Annotated in this window: 19 protein-coding genes; 7 read left to right on the forward strand and 12 right to left on the reverse strand. The window is 68.4% G+C overall.

Annotated elements, in window-relative coordinates; all coding sequences use genetic code 11:
• Positions 1 to 48: 48 nt before the first annotated feature.
• The 10 genes from RM50_RS14695 to RM50_RS14740 all read right to left on the reverse strand — a co-directional run bounded on the left by RM50_RS14695 (position 49) and on the right by RM50_RS14740 (position 10,111).
• Positions 49 to 891 carry an esterase/lipase family protein gene (locus RM50_RS14695; protein WP_043454142.1) on the reverse strand — a complete coding sequence of 281 codons (843 nt, stop codon included), beginning with the start codon at positions 889 to 891 and terminating at the stop codon, positions 49 to 51.
• Between the two features lie 295 nt (positions 892 to 1,186).
• Positions 1,187 to 1,861 carry an SDR family NAD(P)-dependent oxidoreductase gene (locus RM50_RS14700; RefSeq protein WP_043454145.1) on the reverse strand — a complete coding sequence of 225 codons (675 nt, stop codon included), beginning with the start codon at positions 1,859 to 1,861 and terminating at the stop codon, positions 1,187 to 1,189.
• Complete coding sequence (locus RM50_RS14705; RefSeq protein ID WP_043454147.1) at positions 1,858 to 3,096, reverse strand: sialidase family protein; 1,239 nt, start codon at positions 3,094 to 3,096, stop codon at positions 1,858 to 1,860. Before RM50_RS14705 ends, RM50_RS14700 begins: the two co-directional genes overlap by 4 nt.
• A 5-nt stretch (positions 3,097 to 3,101) precedes the next feature.
• Positions 3,102 to 3,878 (reverse strand): HpcH/HpaI aldolase family protein, encoded by a 777-nt coding sequence (locus RM50_RS14710; RefSeq protein WP_043454149.1) that lies wholly within the window; start codon positions 3,876 to 3,878, stop codon positions 3,102 to 3,104.
• 41 nt (positions 3,879 to 3,919) lie between these two features.
• Positions 3,920 to 4,909 carry an aldo/keto reductase gene (locus RM50_RS14715; RefSeq protein ID WP_043454151.1) on the reverse strand — a complete coding sequence of 330 codons (990 nt, stop codon included), beginning with the start codon at positions 4,907 to 4,909 and terminating at the stop codon, positions 3,920 to 3,922.
• Positions 4,910 to 4,952: 43 nt separating this feature from the next.
• Complete coding sequence (locus tag RM50_RS14720; RefSeq protein WP_052260261.1) at positions 4,953 to 5,780, reverse strand: ATP-binding cassette domain-containing protein; 828 nt, start codon at positions 5,778 to 5,780, stop codon at positions 4,953 to 4,955.
• Positions 5,777 to 6,670 carry an ABC transporter ATP-binding protein gene (locus RM50_RS14725; protein ID WP_052260263.1) on the reverse strand — a complete coding sequence of 298 codons (894 nt, stop codon included), beginning with the start codon at positions 6,668 to 6,670 and terminating at the stop codon, positions 5,777 to 5,779. The genes RM50_RS14720 and RM50_RS14725 overlap by 4 nt, the downstream gene beginning before the upstream one ends.
• A gap of 1 nt (position 6,671) precedes the next feature.
• Complete coding sequence (locus RM50_RS14730) at positions 6,672 to 7,601, reverse strand: ABC transporter permease (protein ID WP_043454153.1); 930 nt, start codon at positions 7,599 to 7,601, stop codon at positions 6,672 to 6,674.
• On the reverse strand, positions 7,598 to 8,533 hold the full coding sequence (locus RM50_RS14735) for an ABC transporter permease (RefSeq protein ID WP_043454155.1): 936 nt from the start codon (positions 8,531 to 8,533) through the stop codon (positions 7,598 to 7,600). Before RM50_RS14735 ends, RM50_RS14730 begins: the two co-directional genes overlap by 4 nt.
• 3 nt (positions 8,534 to 8,536) lie before the next feature.
• The gene (locus tag RM50_RS14740; protein WP_043454157.1) at positions 8,537 to 10,111 is read right to left on the reverse strand and encodes an ABC transporter substrate-binding protein; all 1,575 of its coding nucleotides are present in this window, start codon (positions 10,109 to 10,111) and stop codon (positions 8,537 to 8,539) included.
• A 212-nt stretch (positions 10,112 to 10,323) separates the two neighbouring features.
• Here RM50_RS14740 and pdxA point away from each other — a divergent pair, with 212 nt between their 5' ends.
• The 5 genes from pdxA to RM50_RS14765 all read left to right on the forward strand — a co-directional run bounded on the left by pdxA (position 10,324) and on the right by RM50_RS14765 (position 16,773).
• Complete coding sequence (gene pdxA / locus RM50_RS14745) at positions 10,324 to 12,693, forward strand: 4-hydroxythreonine-4-phosphate dehydrogenase PdxA (RefSeq protein ID WP_043454266.1); 2,370 nt, start codon at positions 10,324 to 10,326, stop codon at positions 12,691 to 12,693.
• A gap of 76 nt (positions 12,694 to 12,769) precedes the next feature.
• Positions 12,770 to 13,543 carry a DeoR/GlpR family DNA-binding transcription regulator gene (locus RM50_RS14750; protein WP_043454159.1) on the forward strand — a complete coding sequence of 258 codons (774 nt, stop codon included), beginning with the start codon at positions 12,770 to 12,772 and terminating at the stop codon, positions 13,541 to 13,543.
• 180 nt (positions 13,544 to 13,723) lie between these two features.
• The gene (locus RM50_RS14755) at positions 13,724 to 14,260 is read left to right on the forward strand and encodes a hypothetical protein (RefSeq protein WP_043454161.1); all 537 of its coding nucleotides are present in this window, start codon (positions 13,724 to 13,726) and stop codon (positions 14,258 to 14,260) included.
• A gap of 289 nt (positions 14,261 to 14,549) precedes the next feature.
• Positions 14,550 to 15,332, forward strand: coding sequence for a GntR family transcriptional regulator (locus tag RM50_RS14760; protein ID WP_043454268.1), 783 nt, complete (start codon positions 14,550 to 14,552; stop codon positions 15,330 to 15,332).
• Positions 15,333 to 15,552: 220 nt separating this feature from the next.
• Positions 15,553 to 16,773, forward strand: a complete 1,221-nt coding sequence (locus tag RM50_RS14765; protein ID WP_043454163.1) for an MFS transporter — start codon at positions 15,553 to 15,555, stop codon at positions 16,771 to 16,773.
• Between the two features lie 67 nt (positions 16,774 to 16,840).
• Here RM50_RS14765 and RM50_RS14770 read toward each other — a convergent pair whose 3' ends face one another.
• Together RM50_RS14770 and RM50_RS14775 are read right to left on the reverse strand one after the other, a co-directional pair.
• Positions 16,841 to 17,851: a nucleoside hydrolase gene (locus tag RM50_RS14770; protein ID WP_043454165.1), complete on the reverse strand. Its 1,011-nt coding sequence runs from the start codon at positions 17,849 to 17,851 to the stop codon at positions 16,841 to 16,843.
• Positions 17,852 to 17,881: 30 nt separating this feature from the next.
• Positions 17,882 to 19,324, reverse strand: coding sequence for an MFS transporter (locus RM50_RS14775; RefSeq protein WP_043454168.1), 1,443 nt, complete (start codon positions 19,322 to 19,324; stop codon positions 17,882 to 17,884).
• A 160-nt stretch (positions 19,325 to 19,484) separates the two neighbouring features.
• On the opposite strand from RM50_RS14775, the gene RM50_RS14780 reads away from it, so the two are divergent.
• Entirely contained in the window at positions 19,485 to 20,351 is an 867-nt protein-coding gene (locus RM50_RS14780) for a ribokinase (RefSeq protein WP_043454170.1), read from the forward strand.
• Positions 20,348 to 20,842 (forward strand): GNAT family N-acetyltransferase, encoded by a 495-nt coding sequence (locus RM50_RS14785; RefSeq protein ID WP_043454173.1) that lies wholly within the window; start codon positions 20,348 to 20,350, stop codon positions 20,840 to 20,842. Before RM50_RS14780 ends, RM50_RS14785 begins: the two co-directional genes overlap by 4 nt.
• Positions 20,843 to 20,852 lie beyond the last annotated feature (10 nt).

Genomic DNA, 20,852 nt, shown 5'->3' on the forward strand with positions numbered 1-20,852 from the left:
CAGGGCCTGGAAAGCCGGCCTCCCGCCGTCGTACCTCCGAGGGCGCCGCTAAAGGCAGACGGGCTGGAAGGCGGGGTCCGCGGGACCCGAGGCCTGGCCCAGGGCGTTCGCCACGAATTGGTGCACCACCGGGTCATTCGGCGTCTGGTCGTGTTCGAAGACGTCCGCAGGGCACTTGTCCTGGATGGTGATGTTGGTGACCTGCCGTGCGGATCCGTTCAGGAACTGGCTGTTGTACGGGATGACCACCTCGTCATGGATGGTGGAGATGACGGTGTAGGAGGGTCCTGCGACGGTGTCGCCGATCGAATTCAGTTCCTGCATGAACGGCGAGCCGGCCTGCTGGTCGGCGCAGGCGGCACAGCCGGCGGCGGTGTAGTCGGGCGTGGGCACCAGGTCCGGCGGCGGGAGGATTACACCTTCGGTGCCATGGTTGGACGGGGCGATGCCGACGAGCTGATGGACGTACTTGGCGCCGCCCAGGAAGCCCATGTAGTACCGGGGCATCATGCCGCCCTGGCTGTGGCCCACCAGGTCCACCTGCTTGGCGCCGGTGGCGGAGCGGACGGCGTCAATGAACGGGGCGAGTTCCTTGGCGGAATCCTTGACCGGCGCCGTTGCGTAGACGCCGTTGGTCTGGCCGTAGTTGAGGGCGTAGACGCAGTACCCGGCGCTCTTGAGGTAGGGCGAGAGGGTGGACCAGTTCTTCTCCATACTCTCGAATGTGCCCGGCACCAGGACCACGGGGTAGGGATGTTCTGCCGACGGTTTGCAGGACCAGTCGTTGGCCCCCGGCGGGGCGATATCTACGGCCTGGGCGGGAGCCGAGACCAGGGATGAGGCAAGGACGGCGGCTGCCGCAACGGACAGGGCCCGGGAAAGGAAGGACATGGAAACCTCTTTGTTCGTCTGTCAGCGGGGCGGCCGGCCCTGATGGTTTTGGGGGATCCATCGGGGCGGCCCGGGGTTTCCATGCTTGCAGCGCCGCCGCTTCCCCGCAGCAGAACTGCACAGACGTGCGGCCAAAAACCAGGTTCAGCAGGACCGCTTTCGCCGAGAGATGTGATCCGCAACACACCTGTTGTTACTGGTGAGTAGCCTTTTTGGGCCTCTCCACCGCGTGGACGCACGCCCATCCGGTTCTGCACAAACGTGCAGTTCTCCGGCGCCCGGGCGCTGAAGGGACTCAGAGGGAGGCGCCGCCGCAGATGACGTAGTTCTGCCCGGTGATCGACTTGCCGTGCGGGCCCAGCAGGAACGCGGCCAGGGCTGCCACGTCTTCCGGGTCCACCAGGGCGCCGAGGGCCGGCAGTTTCACGGGGGTAGCGGCGCGGCCGGGATCGTTCAGCATCGGGGTGTCGGTGGGCCCGGGCGAGAGCACGTTCACGGTGATGCCCCGGGGCGCGAGCTCCTGCGCCCATGTGCGGCCGAGGCCCATGAGCGCGGCCTTGGTGGCGGCGTAGTGGCTTTTTCCCGGCATCCCCGTGGAGGTGCGGCTGCCCAGCAGGACGATCCGGCCGCCGTCGGGCATGGTGGGCACCAGCGCGTTGGCCAGCACGGACGCCGCCGCCACGTGGACCGTGAACATGCCCGCCAGCGCCTCCGGGTCCAGGGAGCCCAGGTGCGCGGTCCGCTGGAACCCGGCGGCGTGCACCAGGGCATCGGCGGGCTCCAGCGAAGAGACCAGCGCAGCCAGGGACTCCGGCGAGGCGAGGTCAGCCTTCAGCCACTCGAACTTTCCATCCAAAGCGGACTCGGTCCGGCTCAGCCCGGTGACCTTCCACCCGTCGGCCAGCAGTCGCTGAGCGATGGCCCTGCCGATCCCCGAGCTGGTGCCGGTGACCACCGCGTGCTGTGTCATGCGTCCCCGCCGGGAGTGGTGCTGCCCTCGTACGCCCACTGCGGGTCCACCCGGACGTACTTGATGGCCTGCCGGAAATACGTGTACGCGATGTTCAGCGCACCGTCCGGGCCCTGGTGGATGGACGGGTAGGAGTATTCGCGGTTCAGCCCGTCGCGGGAGTTGTTGGACAGGCAGTACCCGTCCCCCACGTCCAGGTTCCGGCGGATGGGCCACGTCCGGCCCGAGTCCTCGGAGATGGCCAGCGTCATCGGCGAGCGCGGCGTGCCCCAGAAGGCCCGCTTCACGCCGTCATCGTGGGCAGCAGCAACGGGTTCGGTGACCTGCCCCTGTTCCTCGGCCAGGCCGTCGTCGTCAATCTCGTCGTACAGCGAGAGGCGGCGTTCGGTGCCCTCCGACGCCCGGCTGTGGTTGTAGACCAGGGCCAGGCGGCCGTCCGTCAAAGCAACAAACTGGATGGACGAGTTGTTGTTGGGCAGTTCGGTGGGGACGGGTTCGCTCCAGGTGGAGCCGTCGTCGGTGGAGCGGGATGCGTAGATGGAGTCGGCCCAGCGGCTGCGGAACAGGGCCAGCAGCGAGCCGTCCGCCACGCGCTGGATGTTCATGTGGACGCAGCCCAGGCTGCCGGGCAGGACGTGCTGCGTCCAGGTGGCGCCGGCGTCGTCGGAGATCATCACGGCGCTGTCGTCGCTGTTGCCCACCCATTTCTCCCCCGGCGTGGTGATGCAGCGGAATATCGGGATGATGAGCCGGCCGGAGGGCAGCACCACGGGCAGTTGGCGGACGAACACGCCGCCGGTTTCGTTGGCGGGGAAGAGGGTTTCGACGTCGCCCCAGGTGCGGCCGCTGTCCAGGGAAATACGACGGCGGACCTCGGCCGTGTCCTGGTTGCCCGCCTTCTGCGCGGTGTACAGCAGCCAGAGCGCCTTGTCCGGGGCCACGAACAGGATGGGGTTCTGCTCAGAGCGGGTGGAATCGTCGGAGAGCTGCGCGGGCTCGGACCACTGGGAACTGCCGGGCTCGAGGGTGGAGGACCAGATGGAGATGTCCGGCACGCCTTCCTGGGTGCCGCCGAACCAGACGCAGCCCAGCCGGCCGTCCGGGAGGGTGAGCAGGTTGGCGGCGTGGCTCTGCACGGTGGGGGCCGGCAGGTAGGCGAAGTCGGCGCCGTCGGCCCGCTTCACCCGGCCGTCCGGGGTGATGGTGCTGTACTCGTCAGTGGCGATGTTGGGCATGAGGATCAGTCCTTGGAGGTAGCGGCGTCGAGGTGGGACTTGGCGATCTGTTCCAGGTGCGTCAGGTCCGAGGCGATGGTGGTGAAGGTGTAGCCCTGCCGCAGCCGCTGGTTGGCCACCGTGCCGGCGGGGGTGTGGATGCCGGCGGCGATACCGGCGGATGCGGCGGCCCCGGCAATGGTTTCCAGCGCAGCATTGAATTCGGCGTCGACGGCGGGATCCCCGGGGAACGCGCCGCCCACCGCGATGGCGAGGTCGGACGGTCCCACATAGATGCCGTCCAGGCCTGGGGTGGCGCAGATTTCCTTGACGTTGGCCAGGCCCTCAGGCGTCTCGATCATGGCGAACACCAGCGTGGCGGCGTTGGCGTCGGCAGGCTTCGGGCCGATCCGCAGGGCCGAGCGCATGGGTCCGTAGGAGCGTCCGCCCAGCGGCGGGTACTTGGCGGCGGCCACGGCCGCGGCGGCGTCCTGCGCATTGTTGATGAGCGGGACGATGACGCCCACGGCGCCGGCATCCAGTGCCTTGCCGATCGCGGTGAAGTCATTGGCCTCCACGCGGACCATGCCGGCGGCGGTGTGCCCGGCGTCGATGGCCATCAGCCCGTTGAGCACGCCCGAGTAGCCGAGCAGGCCGTGCTGCGCGTCCAGGGCCACGTAGTCGTAGCCCAGCCGGCTGATGCGTTCGGTGGCCACGGGCGCGTCCAGTACCGCCCAGTAGCCCACCGCCTGCTCACGGGCGCGGATCTTGCGGGCGAATTCGAGGGCCAGTTCGGAAGTCATCAGGGTCCTTCAGTGTCGTAAGCGGTTCGGTCGGTACAGGGTCAGCGGTTGTAGGCGGGCATCGGGCCGCGCAGCGCGGTGCCCACGGCGTCGCAGGCGTCCACGACGTCGGCCGGCAGCGGACCATTCGCCACGGCGGCGATGTTGGCGCGCAGCTGTTCCACCTTGGATCCGCCCAGCAGCATGGAGCCGACGCCGGAGCGGTAGGCGAGCCAGCGCAGGGACAGCTCCGCGAGAGTCACCCCAGCGTCGGCAGCGATCCGGGACAGCTCGCCGATGGCGTCGAACAGCTGCCTGTCCCAGTACCGCTGGGTGTACATTGCGGCGAGCTTGGAGTCGCCGTAGCGGCCTTCCGTGGGCTTGGCGTCGAAGCTGTGCTTGCCGGTGAGCAGGCCGCCGCCCAGCGGGTTGTAGACCATGGTGTGCACGTTGTGGGTGGCGGCGAACTCGAGGTATTCCTCCTCCAGCCGGCGGGCCACCAGGTTGTAGAGCTGCTGCGCGACGACGGGCCGCGGCGCCCCCACTTCCCGCGCGGTGTGGATGACGTCGGCGATCTGCCAGGCGGCGAAGTTGGACACGCCCAGCGCCCCGATCTTCCCTTCTTCAACCAGCGAGGCCACGGTGGACAGCGTCTCCGTCAGCGGGGTGGCGCGGTCCGGCTGGTGCAGGTAGAACAGGTCGATGCTGTCCACGCCGAGCCGCCGCAGGCTGCCCTCGACGCTGGCGCGCAGGCCGGCGGCGGAGAGCGGCGCATTGGAGCCGTGGTCCGCGTGCGGCATGCCGGCCTTGGATGCCAGGATGACGCCGTCGCGCTTTCCCTTCAACAGCCGGGAGAGCATCTCCTCGGTGACTCCCCCGACGTAGGCGTTGGCGGTGTCGATGGTGGTGATGCCGGCGGCGAGCGCCTCCTCCACCATCCGGCCCGCGGTGGCCTCGTCCGCGGTGTCGCCGAAGGTCATGGTTCCCAGGACCAGCCGGGAGATGGGGAGTTTCAGGCCGTCCACCTGGGTGCCTTGGGTCTGGGTGCTCATGCGTTGATTCCTCGTGGTTGCGTTCGTCAGTGCTTCGAAAGTGTCAGGAGTTGGCGAGTGCCAGGGAGCGGACCACGTGCCGGGGCTTGAGGCCGGTCATGGTGGTGGGGTCCAGGGCGGCGCGGCGGAGTTTGCGGGTGTAGTCCTCCTTGGGTGAGGTCAGGACGGACTCGGTGGTGCCGAGTTCCACCAGCTTGCCGCGCTGCATCACCATGACGGTATCGCTGATCTCCTGCACCACGCCAAGGTTGTGCGAGATGAACACGTAGGTGATGCCGGTTTCGTCCTGGATGGACTTGAGCAGCCGAAGCACCTGGGCCTGTACGGAGACGTCCAGGGCGCTGGTCGCCTCGTCGCAGACCAGGAGTTCCGGCTTGGACGCGAGGGCCCGGGCGATGCCGATGCGCTGGCGTTGTCCGCCGGAGAACTCGGAGGGCCGCTTCTCCAGGGAGCGGACCGGCAGGCCCACCTGGTCGATCAGCGTGGCGGCCGCCTTGTGCCGTTCGGCCTTGGAGCGGATGCCCTGCAGCTTCAGCGGCTCGGCCACGATCTCCTGGGCAGTCATGTGCGGGTCGAGGGAGCCGTATGGGTCCTGGAACACCATCTGGAACTTGGACCGCAGCGGCCGCAGTTTGGCTTCGCTCATGGCGGCGATGTCCGTGCCGTCCAGGGTGATGCTGCCGCTCGTGGGGGTGATGAGCCGCATGAGCGCTTTGGCCACCGTGGACTTGCCGCAGCCCGATTCACCCACGACGGCGATCGTCTTGCCTTTGTCCACGGAGAAGGAGACGTCGTCCACGGCACGGAAGGTGCCGCCGGGGACGTGGTAGTCCACCACCAGGTTGTCGACGGCGAGGAACGGCTTCGTCATGGCTTTGCTCCGGTCTGGGTGAGGGCTGGGTCGGTGGTGGCAGCGTGGGTTCCGCGGGCGGGCGTTTCGTCCCACGGCCCGAGCACCGGCACGGCGGCCAGCAGGGCGCGGGTGTACTCGGTGGCGGGGTGGTCCACGATCTGCTGGACTTCGCCGGATTCCACGAAGGAGCCGTCCTTCATCACATGGATCCGGTCCGAGATGAGCCGGGCCACGCCGAGGTCGTGCGTGATCATCAGGATGCCGATGCCGCGCTGTTCCTGCAGCTCCAGCAACAGGTCCAGGATGCCGCCCTGCACGGTGACGTCCAGGGCCGACGTCGGCTCGTCCGCCACCAGCAGCTGCGGCTCGGACGCCAGCGCGATGGCGATCAGCACGCGCTGCAGCATGCCGCCGGAGAGCTGGTGCGGGTACTTTTTCAGCTGCTTCTCCGGCGTCGGAATGTGCACCTGTTCCAGCAGGCGCACGGCCCGGGCCTGCAGCGCGGCCTTGTCCCGGGCGGATGCGGCGCCGGCGATCCGGATGGCCTCGAACAGCTGGCTGCCGATCGAGTGCACCGGGCTCAGGGCGGTCATGGGGTCCTGCGGGATCAGGGCCAGGGTCTTGCCGCGCACCTTGTTGATGGCCTTGGGGTCGGCGGAAATGTCGACGCCGTCAATCACCACGGTGCCGGACAGGACGGCCAGGTCCTCGGGCAGCAGGCGCAGGATGCCCATCGCCGTCGTCGACTTTCCGGAACCGGACTCGCCGATGATGGTGACCGTCTCGCCCCGGTGGATGCTGAAGCTGACGGAGTTAACTGCCCGGATGATGCCGGCGTCGGTGATCAGCTCCACCTGGAAGTCACGGACTTCCAGCAGCGGCTGCTCGGTGAAGGTTGAAGCGTTCATGTCAGGCACCCTTCTTCTTGCGGCGGGGACGGTCGCGGAGGCCGTCGCCCAGCAGGTTGACGCCCACCACCATGAGCACGATCACCAGGCCGGGCAGGGTGACCATCCACCAGGAAGTGGTGATGTAGGCCTGGCCGTCGGAGATGATCCGGCCCCAGGTGGCGAAGGGCCGCTGCGGGCCGGCACCCAGGAAGGAAAGCGCCGATTCAAGCAGCACGGCCTGGGCCAGCAGGAGCAGCACCACCAGGGTTGCCTGCTTGATGACGTTGGGGATGATGTGCTGGACCAGGATCTGGATGCGGTGCAGGCCCAGGATCCGGGCGGCGGAGACGTACGGCTTTTCACGTTCCACCAGCACCATGGAGCGGGTCAGGCGGGCCACTTCGGGCCACTGCGCGATGGCGATGACGAACGTGATCACCGGGATGGAGGGGCCGAAGAGGGCCACCACCAGCAGCAGCATCATCAGCAGCGGCAGGGACATCTGCGCTTCGAGGAGCCGGGAGACGATGGTGTCCACCCAGCCGCCGAAGTAGCCGGCGGCGGACCCGAGGATCACGCCGATGGCGCCGGAGACCAGGACGGCCAGCAGGCCGATGGTCAGCGAGACCTGGCCGCCGTGCAGCACGCGGGATAGCAGGTCGCGGCCCAGCTGGTCGGTGCCGAACAGGTGCCCGTCCGTCAGCGGCGGCAGGCGCCGGGCGGCGAGGTCCTGGAAGTTGGCGTCCGGCAGCGGGAGCACGTTGGCCAGGATGATCGGGATGATCACCAGCAGGGTGCAGACGGTGCCGACGATGAGCTTCCACTGGGCGGCTTTGCGGCGGCGGGTGGCGCCAGCCCGGGCCAGGTCCGCCTCGGTGACGGCGCTGGGGCTTGGCTGCCGGGCGGGGGTCCCGGGAGACGTGGCGGGGGTTGCGGTGTCGAGGCTCATGCTGTGGCCGCCTTTCCAAGACGAACGCGGGGATCAAGGAGCGGGTAGGCGAGGTCGATCAGGAGCTGGACGGCCACGGCCAGCAGGGCCGTGATGAGGACCGTCGCCTGGATCAGGGGGTAGTCGCGGGTTTCGAGGGCCCGGACGATGAGGGAGCCTACGCCGGGCCAGGCGAACACCACTTCCACCACCACCACGCCGTTCAGCATGGCGGCGAACCGGGTGCCCAGCGCGGTGAAGACCGGGATGGCGGAGTTGCCCATGGCGTAGCGCCAGGTGAGCACGGAGTTCTTCACGCCGCGCGACCGGGCCACCGTGAGGTACGGTGCGGCAAAGTTCGCGGTCATTTCGCGGCGGACCATGCGGGAGATCAGGGCGATCTGCAGGATGGCGATGGTGACCGTGGGCAAAACCAGCCCGCCCCACGTGGCGAAGCCGGACGCCGGGAAGATCGGAATCAGCACGGCGAAGACGGTGAGGAGCATGATGCCGGTCCAGAAGTCGGGCATGGACTGCCCGGCGATGGTGAGGACGTTGACGCCGAACTCGCGGCCGGTGTCAGGGCGGCGGGCCATCCACACGCCGAGCGGGATGGCGACGACGGCGGTCAGCAGGATTGCCGACGTCGCCAGGGTCAGGGTGTAGGGCAGCCGTTCGAAGACCACCTGCATGGCCGGGGCCTGGAAGGAGTAGGACTGGCCCAGGTTGCCGGTGAACAGCTGCTGGAGGAAGATCCAGTACTGCTCCAGCACCGGCTTGTCCAGGCCGAACTGTTCGCGCACCTTGGCGAGCTGTTCGGTGGTGGCCAGGGGCCCGGCGTAGGAGACGGCGGGGTCGCCGGGCGCCAGGCGGATCAGGACAAAGACGGTGGACACCGTGAGGAACACGGTCAGCAGTCCCTGTCCCAGGCGTTTGAGGACGTAGTTCGTCATGGCTTAGGCCTCCAGCCGGACATCAACGAGGGGGTAGGAGTTGGTGGGGGCCAGGTTGATGCCGGACACCCGCTCCCGGTGGGCGAGGACGGACTTGGGGACGAAGGCCCAGGCGCAGGGCCAGGTGTCCCAGACGGCCTGCTGGGCGTCGTTGAGCAGCTGCGTCCTGCGGGCCGGGTCCGCTTCGGCGGAGGCGGCCTGGATTTTGGCGGCGACCTCGGGGATCACGTAGCCCTGGTAGGTGTCGCGGGTGGCTTCCTTTTCGGGGGTGCCCGCGTACATGCCCTGCAGCATGGTGATGGCCAGGCCGGTGGGGCTTGGGTAGCCGTTGGCCAGCAGGTCCCAGTCGCCCTGCTTGCCCTGGCGCCAGGCCATGATGTTGCCGCCGGGTTCGAACTGCTGCAGCTCGGCCTTGACGCCGATCTTGCCGAACATCTCCACCAGGGCTTCCATCACTGAGGTATCGGAGGCGAACTCGCCGGTTTCCCAGATGATCTTGATGGTGAGGTCCTTGACGCCGAGCTCGGCCAGCATGGCTTTGGCCCTGTCGGGGTCGTACACGTATTCGCCGGTCTTGTGGTAACCGGTGAGGCTGGAGGGGGTGACCCCTTCGGCCTGGGTGACGGAGTCCACCAGGACGTCCTTCACCAGCGACTTGCCGTCGATGGCCATGCTGAGGGCCTGGCGGACGCGGGGGTCGGCGATCGGGTGGCCGGCGGGCTTGCGGAAGTTGAAGAAGATCTGGTTCAGGCGCAGGCTTGAGGATTCCTGGAGCGTGACGCCGGGGAGGCCGGCGAGCTGCTGGCGGGAATCCGGGGTGATGGTGTCGATGACGTCCACCTCGCCGCTGCGCAGGGCGATGACGCGGCTGGATTCCTCGGGCAGGAAGCGGACCTCCACGTTGTCGATGTGCGGTGCCGGTCCCCAGTAGTTCTTGTTGCGTTCCAGGCTGTAGGTGCCGGCGCCGCGGTTGAACTTGGTGACCACGTAGGGGCCGGTGCCCAGGCCTTCCTGCAGTTCCTCCGGCTTGTTCTGCGCAGCCGGGGTAATCAGGATCATGCTCATGAGCGAGTCCAGGATGGGGACGGGCTTCTTGGTGACCATTGTGAAAGTGCGCTCGTCCACGGGGACAACCTCGGGGAATTCGGGGAAGAAGCCGGCCACGAACGAGCCCTGCACCTGCTTGTACATCTTCAGGGCGGTGGCCACGTCCTCGATCTTCACGGGGCTGTTGTCCGAGTAGCGGATGCCCTCGCGGAGGCGGACCGTCCATTCGGTGGGGCCGGTCATCTCGAAGCGTTCGGCCAGGACCAGGACGGGCTTGGTTTCGGGCCCGATGGCGGTGAGGCCCTGGCGGACCGAGCGCTGCACGGTGACGGCGGCGTCGAACTGGTTGAGCTTGTTGTCCAGGCTGACCAGGGAACGGTTGAGGGCCAGGGTCAGGGTGCTGGGGCCCGGGAGGCCGGTGGGACCGGCGCAGCCGGCCAGGCTGCCGGTGCCCAGCAGAAACCCTGCGGCCGCGCCGAACTGCAGCAGGCGGCGGCGGGAAATCTCACTTCCTTGAGGAAGAACGGTCATCGTTGACCTCTCGGTAGGTTCGGGGGTGGCGGGCGGCCGGAGTGGCTGCGCCGGAATGTTGTGTCCATCACTTTGCCACTCCTGCGCAATTCGCGCAACCCCCCTAGCGTGATTCGCGCAGCCGTGTCATGATGATGGGGAACTTCCTGTTCTATACGGGGCAAAAAACCCTGTATGGAACTCCAGCCGACGATCCGACCGAGAGGAGCAACGTGGCTTCCGTATTTGTCCAGGCCGACGATTTCTCCGGCGCCGCCGAGGTAGGCTCCTGCTTTGTGGAGCATGGCCTGTCCGCACAGCTCCTGCTGGGTGCGGGTACTTTATTGGCACCGCACGACGACGGCACCTCCTTGGTCCCGGCCCCCACCGACGTGGTGGTCGCCGATACACATTCCCGGGGACTGTCCGCCGCCGAAGCCGGGGAGCGGGTGTTTGAGGCCTTCTCCACCCCCGGGGCCTCCGCCGCGCAGGTGCTGTTCAAGAAGATCGACTCCTTGTGGCGCGGCAACATCAGCGCCGAGACCGCCGCACTGGCAGGGCTCGGCCACCACGTTGTGGTTGCGGGGGCACTCCCCCAGCTGCAGCGCACAGTGCGCGCCGGCCGCCCCTTTGTTGCCGGCTCCCCCCTGGCGGAGACGGACCTGTGGCAGGCGGAGCTTTCGGCCCCGCCGGCGGACATCCCGTCGCTGCTCCGCCCGGAGGAGCCGGACTCGGTGCAGTCCCTGGACCTGGAAACGGTGCGGTCAAGCAGAGTGCCGTCCCGCCTGGCCGGGCTGCTGGACGGCCGGCCCGCGCTGGTGGTGGCTGATGGTGAAACCACGGCGGACCTGGAACACGTGGTGGACGCCCTGCTGGAGCTGGGTTTCCGTGCGGGCGGACGCCGCATCGTCCTGGTGGGAACCGGCGGCGCGGCAGCTGTTCTCGCACAGCGGCTTGGCGCACAAACTGCGCGGAATGCGCAAACTGTGCCCACAACGGACCCAGCCGCTGCGGAACCGCAGGCGGCCGCGCTGCCGGTGCTCGCCGTCGTCGGCTCCGCTTCCGGGACCGCGCAGGCGCAGCTGGCCCGGCTCGAAGAGCACGGCTTCAGGGTTATCCGGCTGCACCCGCTCTATGCGGGGGCAGCCGGCGCCTATGCAACGCAGCTTGGGGAAGCCCGGCAGGCGCTCCGGGACGGCAGGAACCTGGCCGTCACCCTGGCCGCCGGCAAGGTGGACCCGGCAAGAGCCCAAGCCATTGTCCAGGCCCTCTCGCAGTTTGCCGCCGAAGCTGCGAAGGCTGCCCCTGCAGACCTGATCCTCACGGGCGGCGAGACGGCGCGGGAAGTGCTGGACGCCGTCGGGCATTCCAGCCTGGTGCCGCTCGCGGCGGTGCAGCACGGAGCCGTGCTGAGCCGCGCTGCCGACGGGACGCTGGTGGGCACCAAGCCCGGCAGCTTCGGCGACAACCTGGCCCTCCTGCAGCTGTATGACGACATCCGGGAGCGCCGCGGCCGGCCCGCTCAGGCTCCCGCCAACACGCTTCCCCGCACGACTTCCGAACAATCTGGAGCAACAATGACTGACGAATCAAAGAACCAGCCACTCCCCTACGTGGCCGTGACCATGGGCGACGGCGCCGGCATCGGCCCGGAGGTGATCGTCCCGGCGGTGCTGGATGCCGGGATCCTGGCCGAGTGCCGGCCCGTCGTGGTGGGCGATGCGCTGCGGCTGCGCCAGGCCGCGGAGATCGTGGGCGTCCAGGCAGACATCGCCGTGATCGAGAACGTCGAGGACGCGGTGTTCACGCCGGGGCGGGTGAACGTGATCGACCTGAACCTGCTGCCCGAGGACCTGCCGTGGGGCCAGCTCTCCCCCGTGGCGGGACATGCCGCCTACGAGTACATCCGGGTGGCCAGCGAACTGGCGATGGCCGGGAAGGTGCAGGCCATCTGCACCGCGCCGCTGAACAAGGAGGCGCTGCACGCAGCCGGCCACATCTTCCCCGGGCACACCGAGCTGCTGGCGTCGCTGACGGGCACCGAGGAAGTGTCCATGATGCTCTCCACGCCCAAGATCAAGGTGATCCACGTGACCACCCACATCGGGCTGATGGACGCGATCCGGAAGATCAACCCGGACCTGGTGGAGCGCACCATCCGCCGCGGCCATGAGGCCCTGGTGCGGGCGGGCATCCCCAACCCGAAGATCGGCGTCTGCGCCATTAACCCGCACGCCGGCGAGAACGGCCTGTTCGGCCAGGGCGAGGAAGCGGAGAAGATCGAGCCGGGCGTGAAGGCTGCGCAGGCGGACGGGATCAACGCGGTGGGCCCGCTGCCCGCTGACACGCTGTTCTTCCTGGCCGGCCGCGGCGACTACGACCTGGTGGTGGCCATGTACCACGACCAGGGGCACGGGCCGGTGAAGGTGCTGGGCATCGAAGCCGGCGTGAACATCACGGTGGGCCTGCCGGTGATCCGCACGTCCGTGGACCACGGCACCGCCTTCGACATCGCCGGGAAGAACATCGCCGATTCCCGGTCCATGGTGGAGGCGCTGCACCAGGCGGCCGAGATGGCCACCCGGCCGGCCGTCGCCGTGTAGTTCTCCGGTTTGATTGGGGGCCGGAACTAGCATGGGAACCACTGCCACCGCCATGCCCACGGGAAGGAGACCGGGAATGCTCAGCGCAAACGCGCGGCGCGAGGAGATCTACCACCTTGCCGTGACCACCGGTCTCGCCTCCGTGGAGGAGCTCTCCGCCAAGTTCGAGGTGACGGCGTCCACCATCCGCCGCGACCTGGCGCTGCTGCATTCGCAGGGCCGGCTGGCCCGCACCTACGGCGGGGCGATGGCCATGGGGGCGCACCCGGAGGCGTCGCTGCGGCAGCGCACCGGGGAGGCGTACGAACAAAAGCATGCCATTGCCCGGTGGGCGGCGGCCGTGATCCAGCCCGGGGAGAACATCCTGCTCGACGCCGGCTCCACCGCGGGTGCCCTGGCGCACGAGCTGCGCGGGTTCGAGAAGCTGTCCGTCACCACGCCGGGCATCAACACCCTGCAGGAGCTGGCTGATTCGGACGGCGTCGTGGTGGACTGCCTGGGCGGCCGGCTGCGCAGTGTGTCCCAGAGTTTCGTGGGGCCGCTGGCCGAGGCGGCGCTGGAGCGGATGAGTTTTGACCGGGTATTCCTGGGCGCCGACGCCGTCACCGCCGAGGACGGCATCTGCGAGGCCGACCACGCCCAGACCCGGCTCAAGGAGCTCATGGCCCGGCGCGGCCGTTCCGTGTATGTCCTGGCCGACTCGTCCAAGTTGGGGCTGCGGCCGTTCCACGCCTGGGCCCGGCTGGCGTTGCCCTGGACCTTGGTGACGGACGACGGCGCCGACCCCGCCCAGGTGCAGAAGTTCCGCGACGCGGGGGTACAGGTCGAGGTGGCGCAGGTTACTGCGTAGTTATTCGGAGAGCGCGCTATCAGAGGGCTGTGCTACCTGAGTAACCCCCAATTTCCAAATGTGAGTATTGATTACTCGTGATGCACCAGCAGCACCTGCATAAGCTCCAAGTCCTTACAGTCAGGGACTTGTCCCGTTCTTCTGGGGGCTTACGAACAAGAGCTACAACGGGGTAAGTCAATGAAAAACTGGCGCGCTCGCATCACCATTCCCATCACAGTCGCGGCTGCCGCTGCACTTGCCGGCATCGGGGGCCCGGCCGTCGCCGGGCAGCCCGACAAGAGCAAGCCTGGCGATATCAACTACTTTGTGCCTGCCGGAGAAGCCTGCGAATTTCCTTTGCAGATTGTGGGGACCGACGCGAATGCCAACGTCCGGGCGTTCCGCGATAAGTCCGGCGACGTCGTCCGCGTGATCACGGCGGGGAGGGGGTTCACGCTCACCTACAGCCGCCTGGATAAGAAGGGAAAGGTGGTGGATTCGTTCACCCTCCAGCCCACCGGGTCGGTGTCGAGAATAGACATAGCCCCAGACGGAACACAGACGGTCGTAGGGACGGGCACTAACGGTTTGGTCATGTTCTCCACCGATGTACCCCCTTCGTCTGCGGTCCAATACCAGGGACGCATTGTCTTCACCATTGATCCAACAACCGGGGTCTTCACCCTGGTCAGCTCTTCCGGAAAGCAACTGGATATCTGCGAGGCATTGGCCTAGGGAAAGCAACCACATCCGGGCTTCGCCCGGCGGACCTCCCTCCGACCATAACAAGGGCGGTTTGAGCCTGTCCCTTGTTGTCATCGGCGGGGGGTTGCGGCGGCGACACAACAATGGTGTTTCAGCACGCTTCAGCAGCGTGTACGTGACCGCCGCTGGCGAGGCGCGCAGGTCGAAGGAGGGGCGCCTCCGCCAGGACGCCATGACAGCCTGAGCTTGTCCAACAAACACGTGCAACCTGTTCTAGGCTGGGATTCCACCGAGAAACCACCAAGTGAGCGAGGCAAACGTGCACCAGGATGCCGCCCGGTTCCTGTCCCAGCCAGTGACGGCGCAGCCCGGCTCACCGCTGCGGGTGGCGGTCTACTCCCGGATCGCGGAGGCCGTCCGCAACGGCCTGCTCACCCCCGGGTCCATGATCCCCACCGAGACAGAACTCGGCGCCGACATGAAGGTCAGCCGGACCGTGGTCCGCGAAGCCCTCATGCTCCTTGAGGAAGACGGCCTGATCCGGGCCCGGCGCGGCGTGGGGCGCTTCGTCTCGGACACCCTCCCCCGCATCGGCATCGAGCGGATCCGCCCGTTCGAGGAGGTCCTCGGCGGACCCGGCCAGACGCTGGAGGTCAAGCGCACCCAGGTGGTGCGGCAGGCCGCGTCCGGGTTCGTGGCGCCGGGCATCGGCGTCGACCCCGGCAGCGACTGCTGGCTCTGGGAATCCGTCCTGATCCGCGACGGCGAGGCCATTGCCCACCTGCAGGAAAACGTCACCGCCCAGCCGGTCAGCCTCGGCCGGAGTGCCGCGGCGCCCCTTGAGATCAAGGACGACGGCGGCGCCACCCTGATGGCCACGCTCAACAACCAGCTCGGCCGGCTGGCCGGGCCCGGCGAGTGCCAGATCAGCCTCAGCCAGGTGGGCCCCAGCCGCGCCAAGCTGCTGGACCTGCGCCCATCGGACCCGGTCCTGGTGCTGACGCAGTTCGTCCGGCACGCCAACCGGCCGTTCTACCTGGCCAAGTGCCTGGTGTCAGCCCGCGCAGGCCACCTTTCGGTGATGCAGCAGTTCCAGTCCTAGGACGTCCACAGCCACTCCCCACGGCCCAGCCTCAACCCGCCGCAGCCGGGCAACCCTTCGTGGCACCACCGCAACCGCATTAACGTTCGTATCGCGAACATTTGTACGTTCAATGAACTTAATTGTAGCCTCGTGTCATAACCCGTGCGGTAGATCACTCCGTTGCGAGACGTAGCTCGCAGGCGGCGTGCTCTCACTCTGCTTGATCAATGAGGATTACATGACAACTCTTCCCTCCACCCGCGCGTCGCGATGGCCTGTCTGGCTGTGCTGGCTCGCCATGGTCCTGGACGGCTTCGACCTGGTGGTGCTTGGCACCGTCATCCCCACGCTTATCAAGACCGGCGAGCTCGGCTTCGACGCCGTCGGCGCCACGCTCGCGGCCACCATTTCCCTGGTGGGCGTGGGCCTTGGCGCCCTCTTCATCGCACCGTTGTCGGACCGCTTCGGACACCGCAGGCTGCTGGTCGTCTGCGTGCTCTGGTTCTCGGTCTTCACCATCTCCGTAATTTGGGCTCCGAACGTGGCGGTGTTCAGCGCCTTCCGCCTGCTGGCCGGACTGGGGCTCGGGGCGTGCCTCCCGGTGGCACTGGCCTACATGAACGACTACGCACCCGCCGGTTCGGCAGGTAAATCAACCACGCGGACCATGACCGGCTACCACGCAGGGGCTGTGGCAACGGCCTTCCTGGCGCTCATGGTGATCCCCGACTGGCGCACCATGTTCGTGGTGGGCGGCCTCGCGGGCTTCGCGCTCGTGCCGTTCCTGTGGTTCAAGCTCCCGGAGACGGCCGCCACGGCCCAGACCGGCCAGAAGGTGGAGCAGACCCGGTTCCGCGACCTGGCCAGGAAGCCGTACCCGCTGGTGGCCGCGGCGATTGCCGCCGCCTCCTTCATGGGCCTCCTGCTGGTCTACGGCCTGAACACCTGGCTGCCCCAGCTCATGGCATCCGCCGGTTACCCGGTCACGGCAGGCATCTCCCTGCTCCTGGTGCTGAACCTGGGCGCGGTGGCAGGCCTCATCATCGCCGGCATCCTGGCGGACCGGCACGGGACCAAACCCATCGTGCTGCTGTGGTTCGGCCTGTCCGCCGCCTGCCTGGCACTGCTGAGCATCAAGGTGGGCAACGAGATCCTGCTCAACGCCCTCGTCTTCGTCACCGGCGTATTCGTCTTCAGCTCCCAGGTGCTTGTCTACGCCTGGGTGAGCCAGTTGTTCCCGGCCCGGCTGCGCGCCACCGCCCTTGGTTTCGCTGCCGGCGTGGGCCGCGTCGGCGCAATCGCCGGGCCCGCGGTAACGGGCGGCCTGGTCGCCGCAGGCATCGCCTACCCCTGGGGCTTCTACGTGTTCGCAGCAGCCGGCGCCCTGGCTGTCGTGGCACTCGTGGCGGTGCCGCACGCCATCGCCGCGAAGACAGCGGCTGTAGAGCACGCCGCCTGAACCGGCATGCCCGGCACGCACAGCGTGCCGGGCAACGGACCAGCAGGGCACTGGGGCGTGCCGGTGCTCAGGCCGCCGAACCCGCCGGGGTGAGCGCCGCCGTCGTGGTTTCCATGCCCGCAAAGTGGTCCAGCAGCGTCCCCACCAGGTGGGGGGCAAACTCCTCCTCGAGGGACAACACCACCCGGCACCGTGCGCCCTTCACGGGCGGGAACCCCGCGTACAGGCCGCGCAAGTCGCACACGGTCTGCCCGCGGCCGGGCCCGTCGGAGGTGTCGACGGCGGCCCGCACCACCGGCGCCAGGGCAGGCTTCACTGCCCGCACGGCGAGCGCCGCGGCCAGGGGGTCGTGCATGGCGGAGCAGGGCCGGCCGTAAATGCCCTCATAGAACCGGAAGTAGTAGCCCAGCATCTCCCCCAGCGCCTGCGCCACGGGCGAGGAGGACGCGAGCAGCTCCTGCCGGTGCACTTCCTCCAGCACCGACGCCATGGTCACATCCAGCGGCACCAGGGTCACATCCCAGTCGGCGGCCAGCACCAGGGCGGCGGCCTCCGGGTCGTTGTGGATGTTGGCCTCGGCCAGCGGGGTGATGTTCCCCGGCGCCAGCGCCGCCCCACCCATCACCGTCACGGACTGCACCAGCGACGGCAGCGCGGGCTCCAGCCGCAGCGCCTCGGCAATGTTGGTCAGCGGGCCGATCGCCACCACGCGCAAGTCCCCCGGGTACAGCCGGGCCAGCCGCACCAGCATTTCCGCGGCGGACTCCCCGGCCAGGGACGCCTCGGCAGGCGCCAGTGAGACCTCGCCAATCCCGTTGTCGCCGTGCACCCACGGGGCGCCGCCGCCAAAGGAACCGGCAAGGGGATGATGCGCCCCCAGAGCCACCGGGATGTGCGCGGAGCCCGCGAGCTCAAGCAGGTCCAGGGTGTTCCGGGCGCCGACGGCGGCACTGACGTTGCCGCTGACCGTCCCGATCCCCACCACATCGGCAAGGGGCGAGGCGAGCAGGTAGGCCAGGGCGAGGGCGTCGTCGATTCCCGTGTCGCAGTCCAGGTAGATCGGGAAGGGCGTGGTCATGGCGATACTTCTTTCAGGTAGTGGCAACAGTTAGACGGTCTCGCCCTTGGGGGCGGCGACGAAGAGGCTGACGATGAACGCGGCGGCGGTGATGCCCACGGAAATCCAGAGGGCCGTGGCGTACCCGGCGGCCGTGGCCTGGGCGGCGAACGGTGCCACGAGGACGACGCCGAGGCTCGCCCCGATGCCGAAGGAGGCGCCGTTGATGCCAGGCAGCGCCGCCGGGGCTTCCTTGGGTGAGAGCAGCACCGAGAGCCCGTTGATGGCGGTGAGGAACAGGCCGTTGTAGAAGATGCCCAGCGCCGCAACGGCGACCAGCACCGCCACCTGGTTGGTGGAGAAGGCAGCGGCAATGGCCGCGCAGGCAAGGCTCATCCCGGTGCCGATGCGGAGGGTCTTGATCCAACCGCGGCGGTCCGCCAGCCAGCCGGCCAATGGTGCGGCAAAGACGCCGATGAGCGCGGCGGGGGTGAGGAACAGCAGCGCCGAGACCGAGGCACTGAGGCCGAAGCCGCCGTCGTGGTCCTGGCTGAGCAGCACCACGGTGAAGTTGATGACGGCGAAGATGCCGGCGAGGGTGAGGACCGTGGTGAGGATGACCGGCCAGACCTGCCGGGAGCGCAGGTGGTGGACGGCGATGAGCGGGTGGCTGCGGCGTTTCTCGATGATCCAGAACGCGGCGAAGGAGGCTGCGGTGCCGGCCAGCAGGGCCAGGGCGGTGGGTGAGGTCCAGCCGGCGGCGGACCCGTCGGAGACGAAGTAGGTGATGAACACCAGGAACACCGAGAGGGAGCCGGCGCCCCACCAGTCCATGGCGCCGCGGACACCCGCGGGACGCCCGGCGGGCACGGTGCGGATGATGCAGACCGCGGCGATCACCGTCAGGACGAGCACCACGACGAAGATGGACCGGAAGCCGAGGGTTTCGGCCATCAGGCCGCCCACCCAGCCGTCCACTCCCCCGATGCCGCCGTTGATGGCGGCGATGATGCCCACCGAGGTGCCGAAGACCTTGGCCTGCAGGTTCTCGCTGAGGACGATGTAGGCGAGCGCGAAGACGGCGCTGGAGACGCCCTGCAGGAAGCGGCCGGTGACGAGCAGTTCCAGCGTCGGCGCGGTGATGCAGAGGATGGTGCCGGCGCCCATGATGCCCAGGACCAGCAGCAGTGCGGCGCGGCGGCCGATGAAGTCGCTCCAGCGGCCGATGACGGGTCCGGAGATGGCGCCGGCGAGGAAGAACATGGACTGGACGGGGGCGGTGCTGTCGGCGCCGCGGCCGAAGTCGGCGGCGATCTGCGGCAGCGCGGGGGTGACCATGCTGGCGTTGAGCTGGAAGGACAGCACGCCCAGCAGCAGGGTGGAGATCAGCAGGGCGGCGCGGCGGCCGGAGAGCTCGGCGGCATCGGCGGGAGGTACGACGGCGGCAGCGGGGTCCGCAGGCGGCGCGGCCGTTGCGGGGGTTGGGGCGTTCACATCAAACTCCTTTGTTCGTGCTGGTTGGGTGACGAAGACCACTTCTTAGGTGGCGGTTCGAGTTGTTATACAACCACGTATGATGCGCAAGTACAACCCTTGCCGTACACTGTTTCATCATCCGGCCGGTTCCGGCATCCCCGTTCAGAGAGTTCCCCCAATGCACAATCGACTTCCTGCCGTCACCGTCGTCGGCAGCATCAATGTGGACCTGATCGCCACCGCCGAGCGACTTCCGACGGCGGGCGAAACCATCGGCGACGCCGTGCTGTCCCGGCAGCCGGGCGGCAAGGGCGCCAACCAGGCGGCGGCCCTCGCGCGGCTCGGCGGCAATGCCCGGATGGTGGGCGCGGTGGGCGACGACGATTCCGGCCGGCAGATGCTGGATGCCCTGACCACTGCGGGTGTCAGCACCACGGGCGTTAGCATCCTGCCGCACGCCACCGGGACCGCGCTGATCTCCGTGGACCGCGACGGCGAGAACCAGATCGTGGTGTGCCCGGGCGCCAACTCTCACCTCTCGCTCGACGGGATGGAGTTCGGCCCGGACGAGACGGTGCTGTGCCAGCTGGAAGTCGGCGTGCCGGTGGTGCTGGAAGCGGCCCGGAAGGCGAAGGGCTTCTTTGTGCTGAACGCTGCCCCGGCCATGGACCTGCCCGCGGAACTGCTGGAGCGCTGCAACCTGGTGATCGTGAACGAGAGTGAGTACGCCCTGATCCCGGACCTCGCATCAGCCAAGCTCGTGGCGGTGACGTACGGCGGCGAAGGCTCCGCCATGTTCGAGCACGGCCGGAAGGTGGCGGAAGTCCCCGCGCCTGCCGTCAGCGTGGTGAATACCATCGGCGCCGGCGATGCGTTCTGCGCGGCCCTGGTCCTGGCGCTCGAGGCGGGCATGGACTACGCCCCGGCCCTGGGTGTGGCCAACGCGGTGGGTGCCCACGCCGTGGGCGATCCGTCCTCCCAGCCGGATTTGGCACGGCTGGGCCACTACGCGGGCCCGACTGCCGCACCCGCAGGCGCGCGGTGAGCGTCACCCTGAGGCGCGCGGCGCCGTCGGACTTTCCGGACGTCCGGCGCATCACCCGGGACGCCTACCTCAAGGCCGGGCACTTCGCGGCGGACCATCCGTACATGGGAGTGCTGGAGGATGTGGAGCACCGTGCCGAACACGCGCAGGTGTGGCTGGCCGAGGCCAGCGGACGCGCAGTGGCGGCGGTGACGCTGACGTTCGCCGGCCAGCCGTACACCGAGATCGCGCGGGAAGGCGAGCTGGAATTTAGGATGCTGGCCGTGGATCCGTTAATGCAGGGGTCCGGCGTGGGCCGCACCGTAGTGCGCGCAATTGTGGAGCACGCCCGGCACCTGCCCGGGATCGGGGGAATCAGCATCACCAGCGCGACCTTCATGGAACGCGCGCACGCCCTCTACCAGTCCCTGGGCTTCCGCCGCGCGCCGGAACGGGACTGGTACGTGCCCGGCGAGGACGTGCTGCTGTGGGTGTTCACGCTGGAGCTGTAGCCCAAGACGC

This window comes from Pseudarthrobacter phenanthrenivorans (assembly GCF_000813845.1).
Taxonomy (GTDB): Bacteria; Actinomycetota; Actinomycetes; order Actinomycetales; family Micrococcaceae; genus Arthrobacter; species Arthrobacter phenanthrenivorans_B.

Bases quoted from the DNA above. Each gene is read 5' to 3' on its own strand.
- RM50_RS14715 (WP_043454151.1), bottom strand. From the start codon at position 4,909: ATGAGCACCCAGACCCAAGGCACCCAGGTGGACGGCCTGAAACTCCCC.
- RM50_RS14735 (WP_043454155.1), bottom strand. From the start codon at position 8,533: ATGACGAACTACGTCCTCAAACGCCTGGGACAGGGACTGCTGACCGTG.
- RM50_RS14720 (WP_052260261.1), bottom strand. From the start codon at position 5,780: ATGACGAAGCCGTTCCTCGCCGTCGACAACCTGGTGGTGGACTACCAC.
- RM50_RS14730 (WP_043454153.1), bottom strand. From the start codon at position 7,601: ATGAGCCTCGACACCGCAACCCCCGCCACGTCTCCCGGGACCCCCGCC.
- RM50_RS14710 (WP_043454149.1), bottom strand. From the start codon at position 3,878: ATGACTTCCGAACTGGCCCTCGAATTCGCCCGCAAGATCCGCGCCCGT.
- RM50_RS14700 (WP_043454145.1), bottom strand. From the start codon at position 1,861: ATGACACAGCACGCGGTGGTCACCGGCACCAGCTCGGGGATCGGCAGG.
- RM50_RS14755 (WP_043454161.1), top strand. From the start codon at position 13,724: ATGAAAAACTGGCGCGCTCGCATCACCATTCCCATCACAGTCGCGGCT.
- RM50_RS14765 (WP_043454163.1), top strand. From the start codon at position 15,553: ATGACAACTCTTCCCTCCACCCGCGCGTCGCGATGGCCTGTCTGGCTG.
- RM50_RS14780 (WP_043454170.1), top strand. From the start codon at position 19,485: ATGCACAATCGACTTCCTGCCGTCACCGTCGTCGGCAGCATCAATGTG.
- RM50_RS14705 (WP_043454147.1), bottom strand. From the start codon at position 3,096: ATGCCCAACATCGCCACTGACGAGTACAGCACCATCACCCCGGACGGC.
- RM50_RS14770 (WP_043454165.1), bottom strand. From the start codon at position 17,851: ATGACCACGCCCTTCCCGATCTACCTGGACTGCGACACGGGAATCGAC.
- RM50_RS14725 (WP_052260263.1), bottom strand. From the start codon at position 6,670: ATGAACGCTTCAACCTTCACCGAGCAGCCGCTGCTGGAAGTCCGTGAC.
- RM50_RS14740 (WP_043454157.1), bottom strand. From the start codon at position 10,111: ATGACCGTTCTTCCTCAAGGAAGTGAGATTTCCCGCCGCCGCCTGCTG.
- RM50_RS14750 (WP_043454159.1), top strand. From the start codon at position 12,770: ATGCTCAGCGCAAACGCGCGGCGCGAGGAGATCTACCACCTTGCCGTG.
- RM50_RS14695 (WP_043454142.1), bottom strand. From the start codon at position 891: ATGTCCTTCCTTTCCCGGGCCCTGTCCGTTGCGGCAGCCGCCGTCCTT.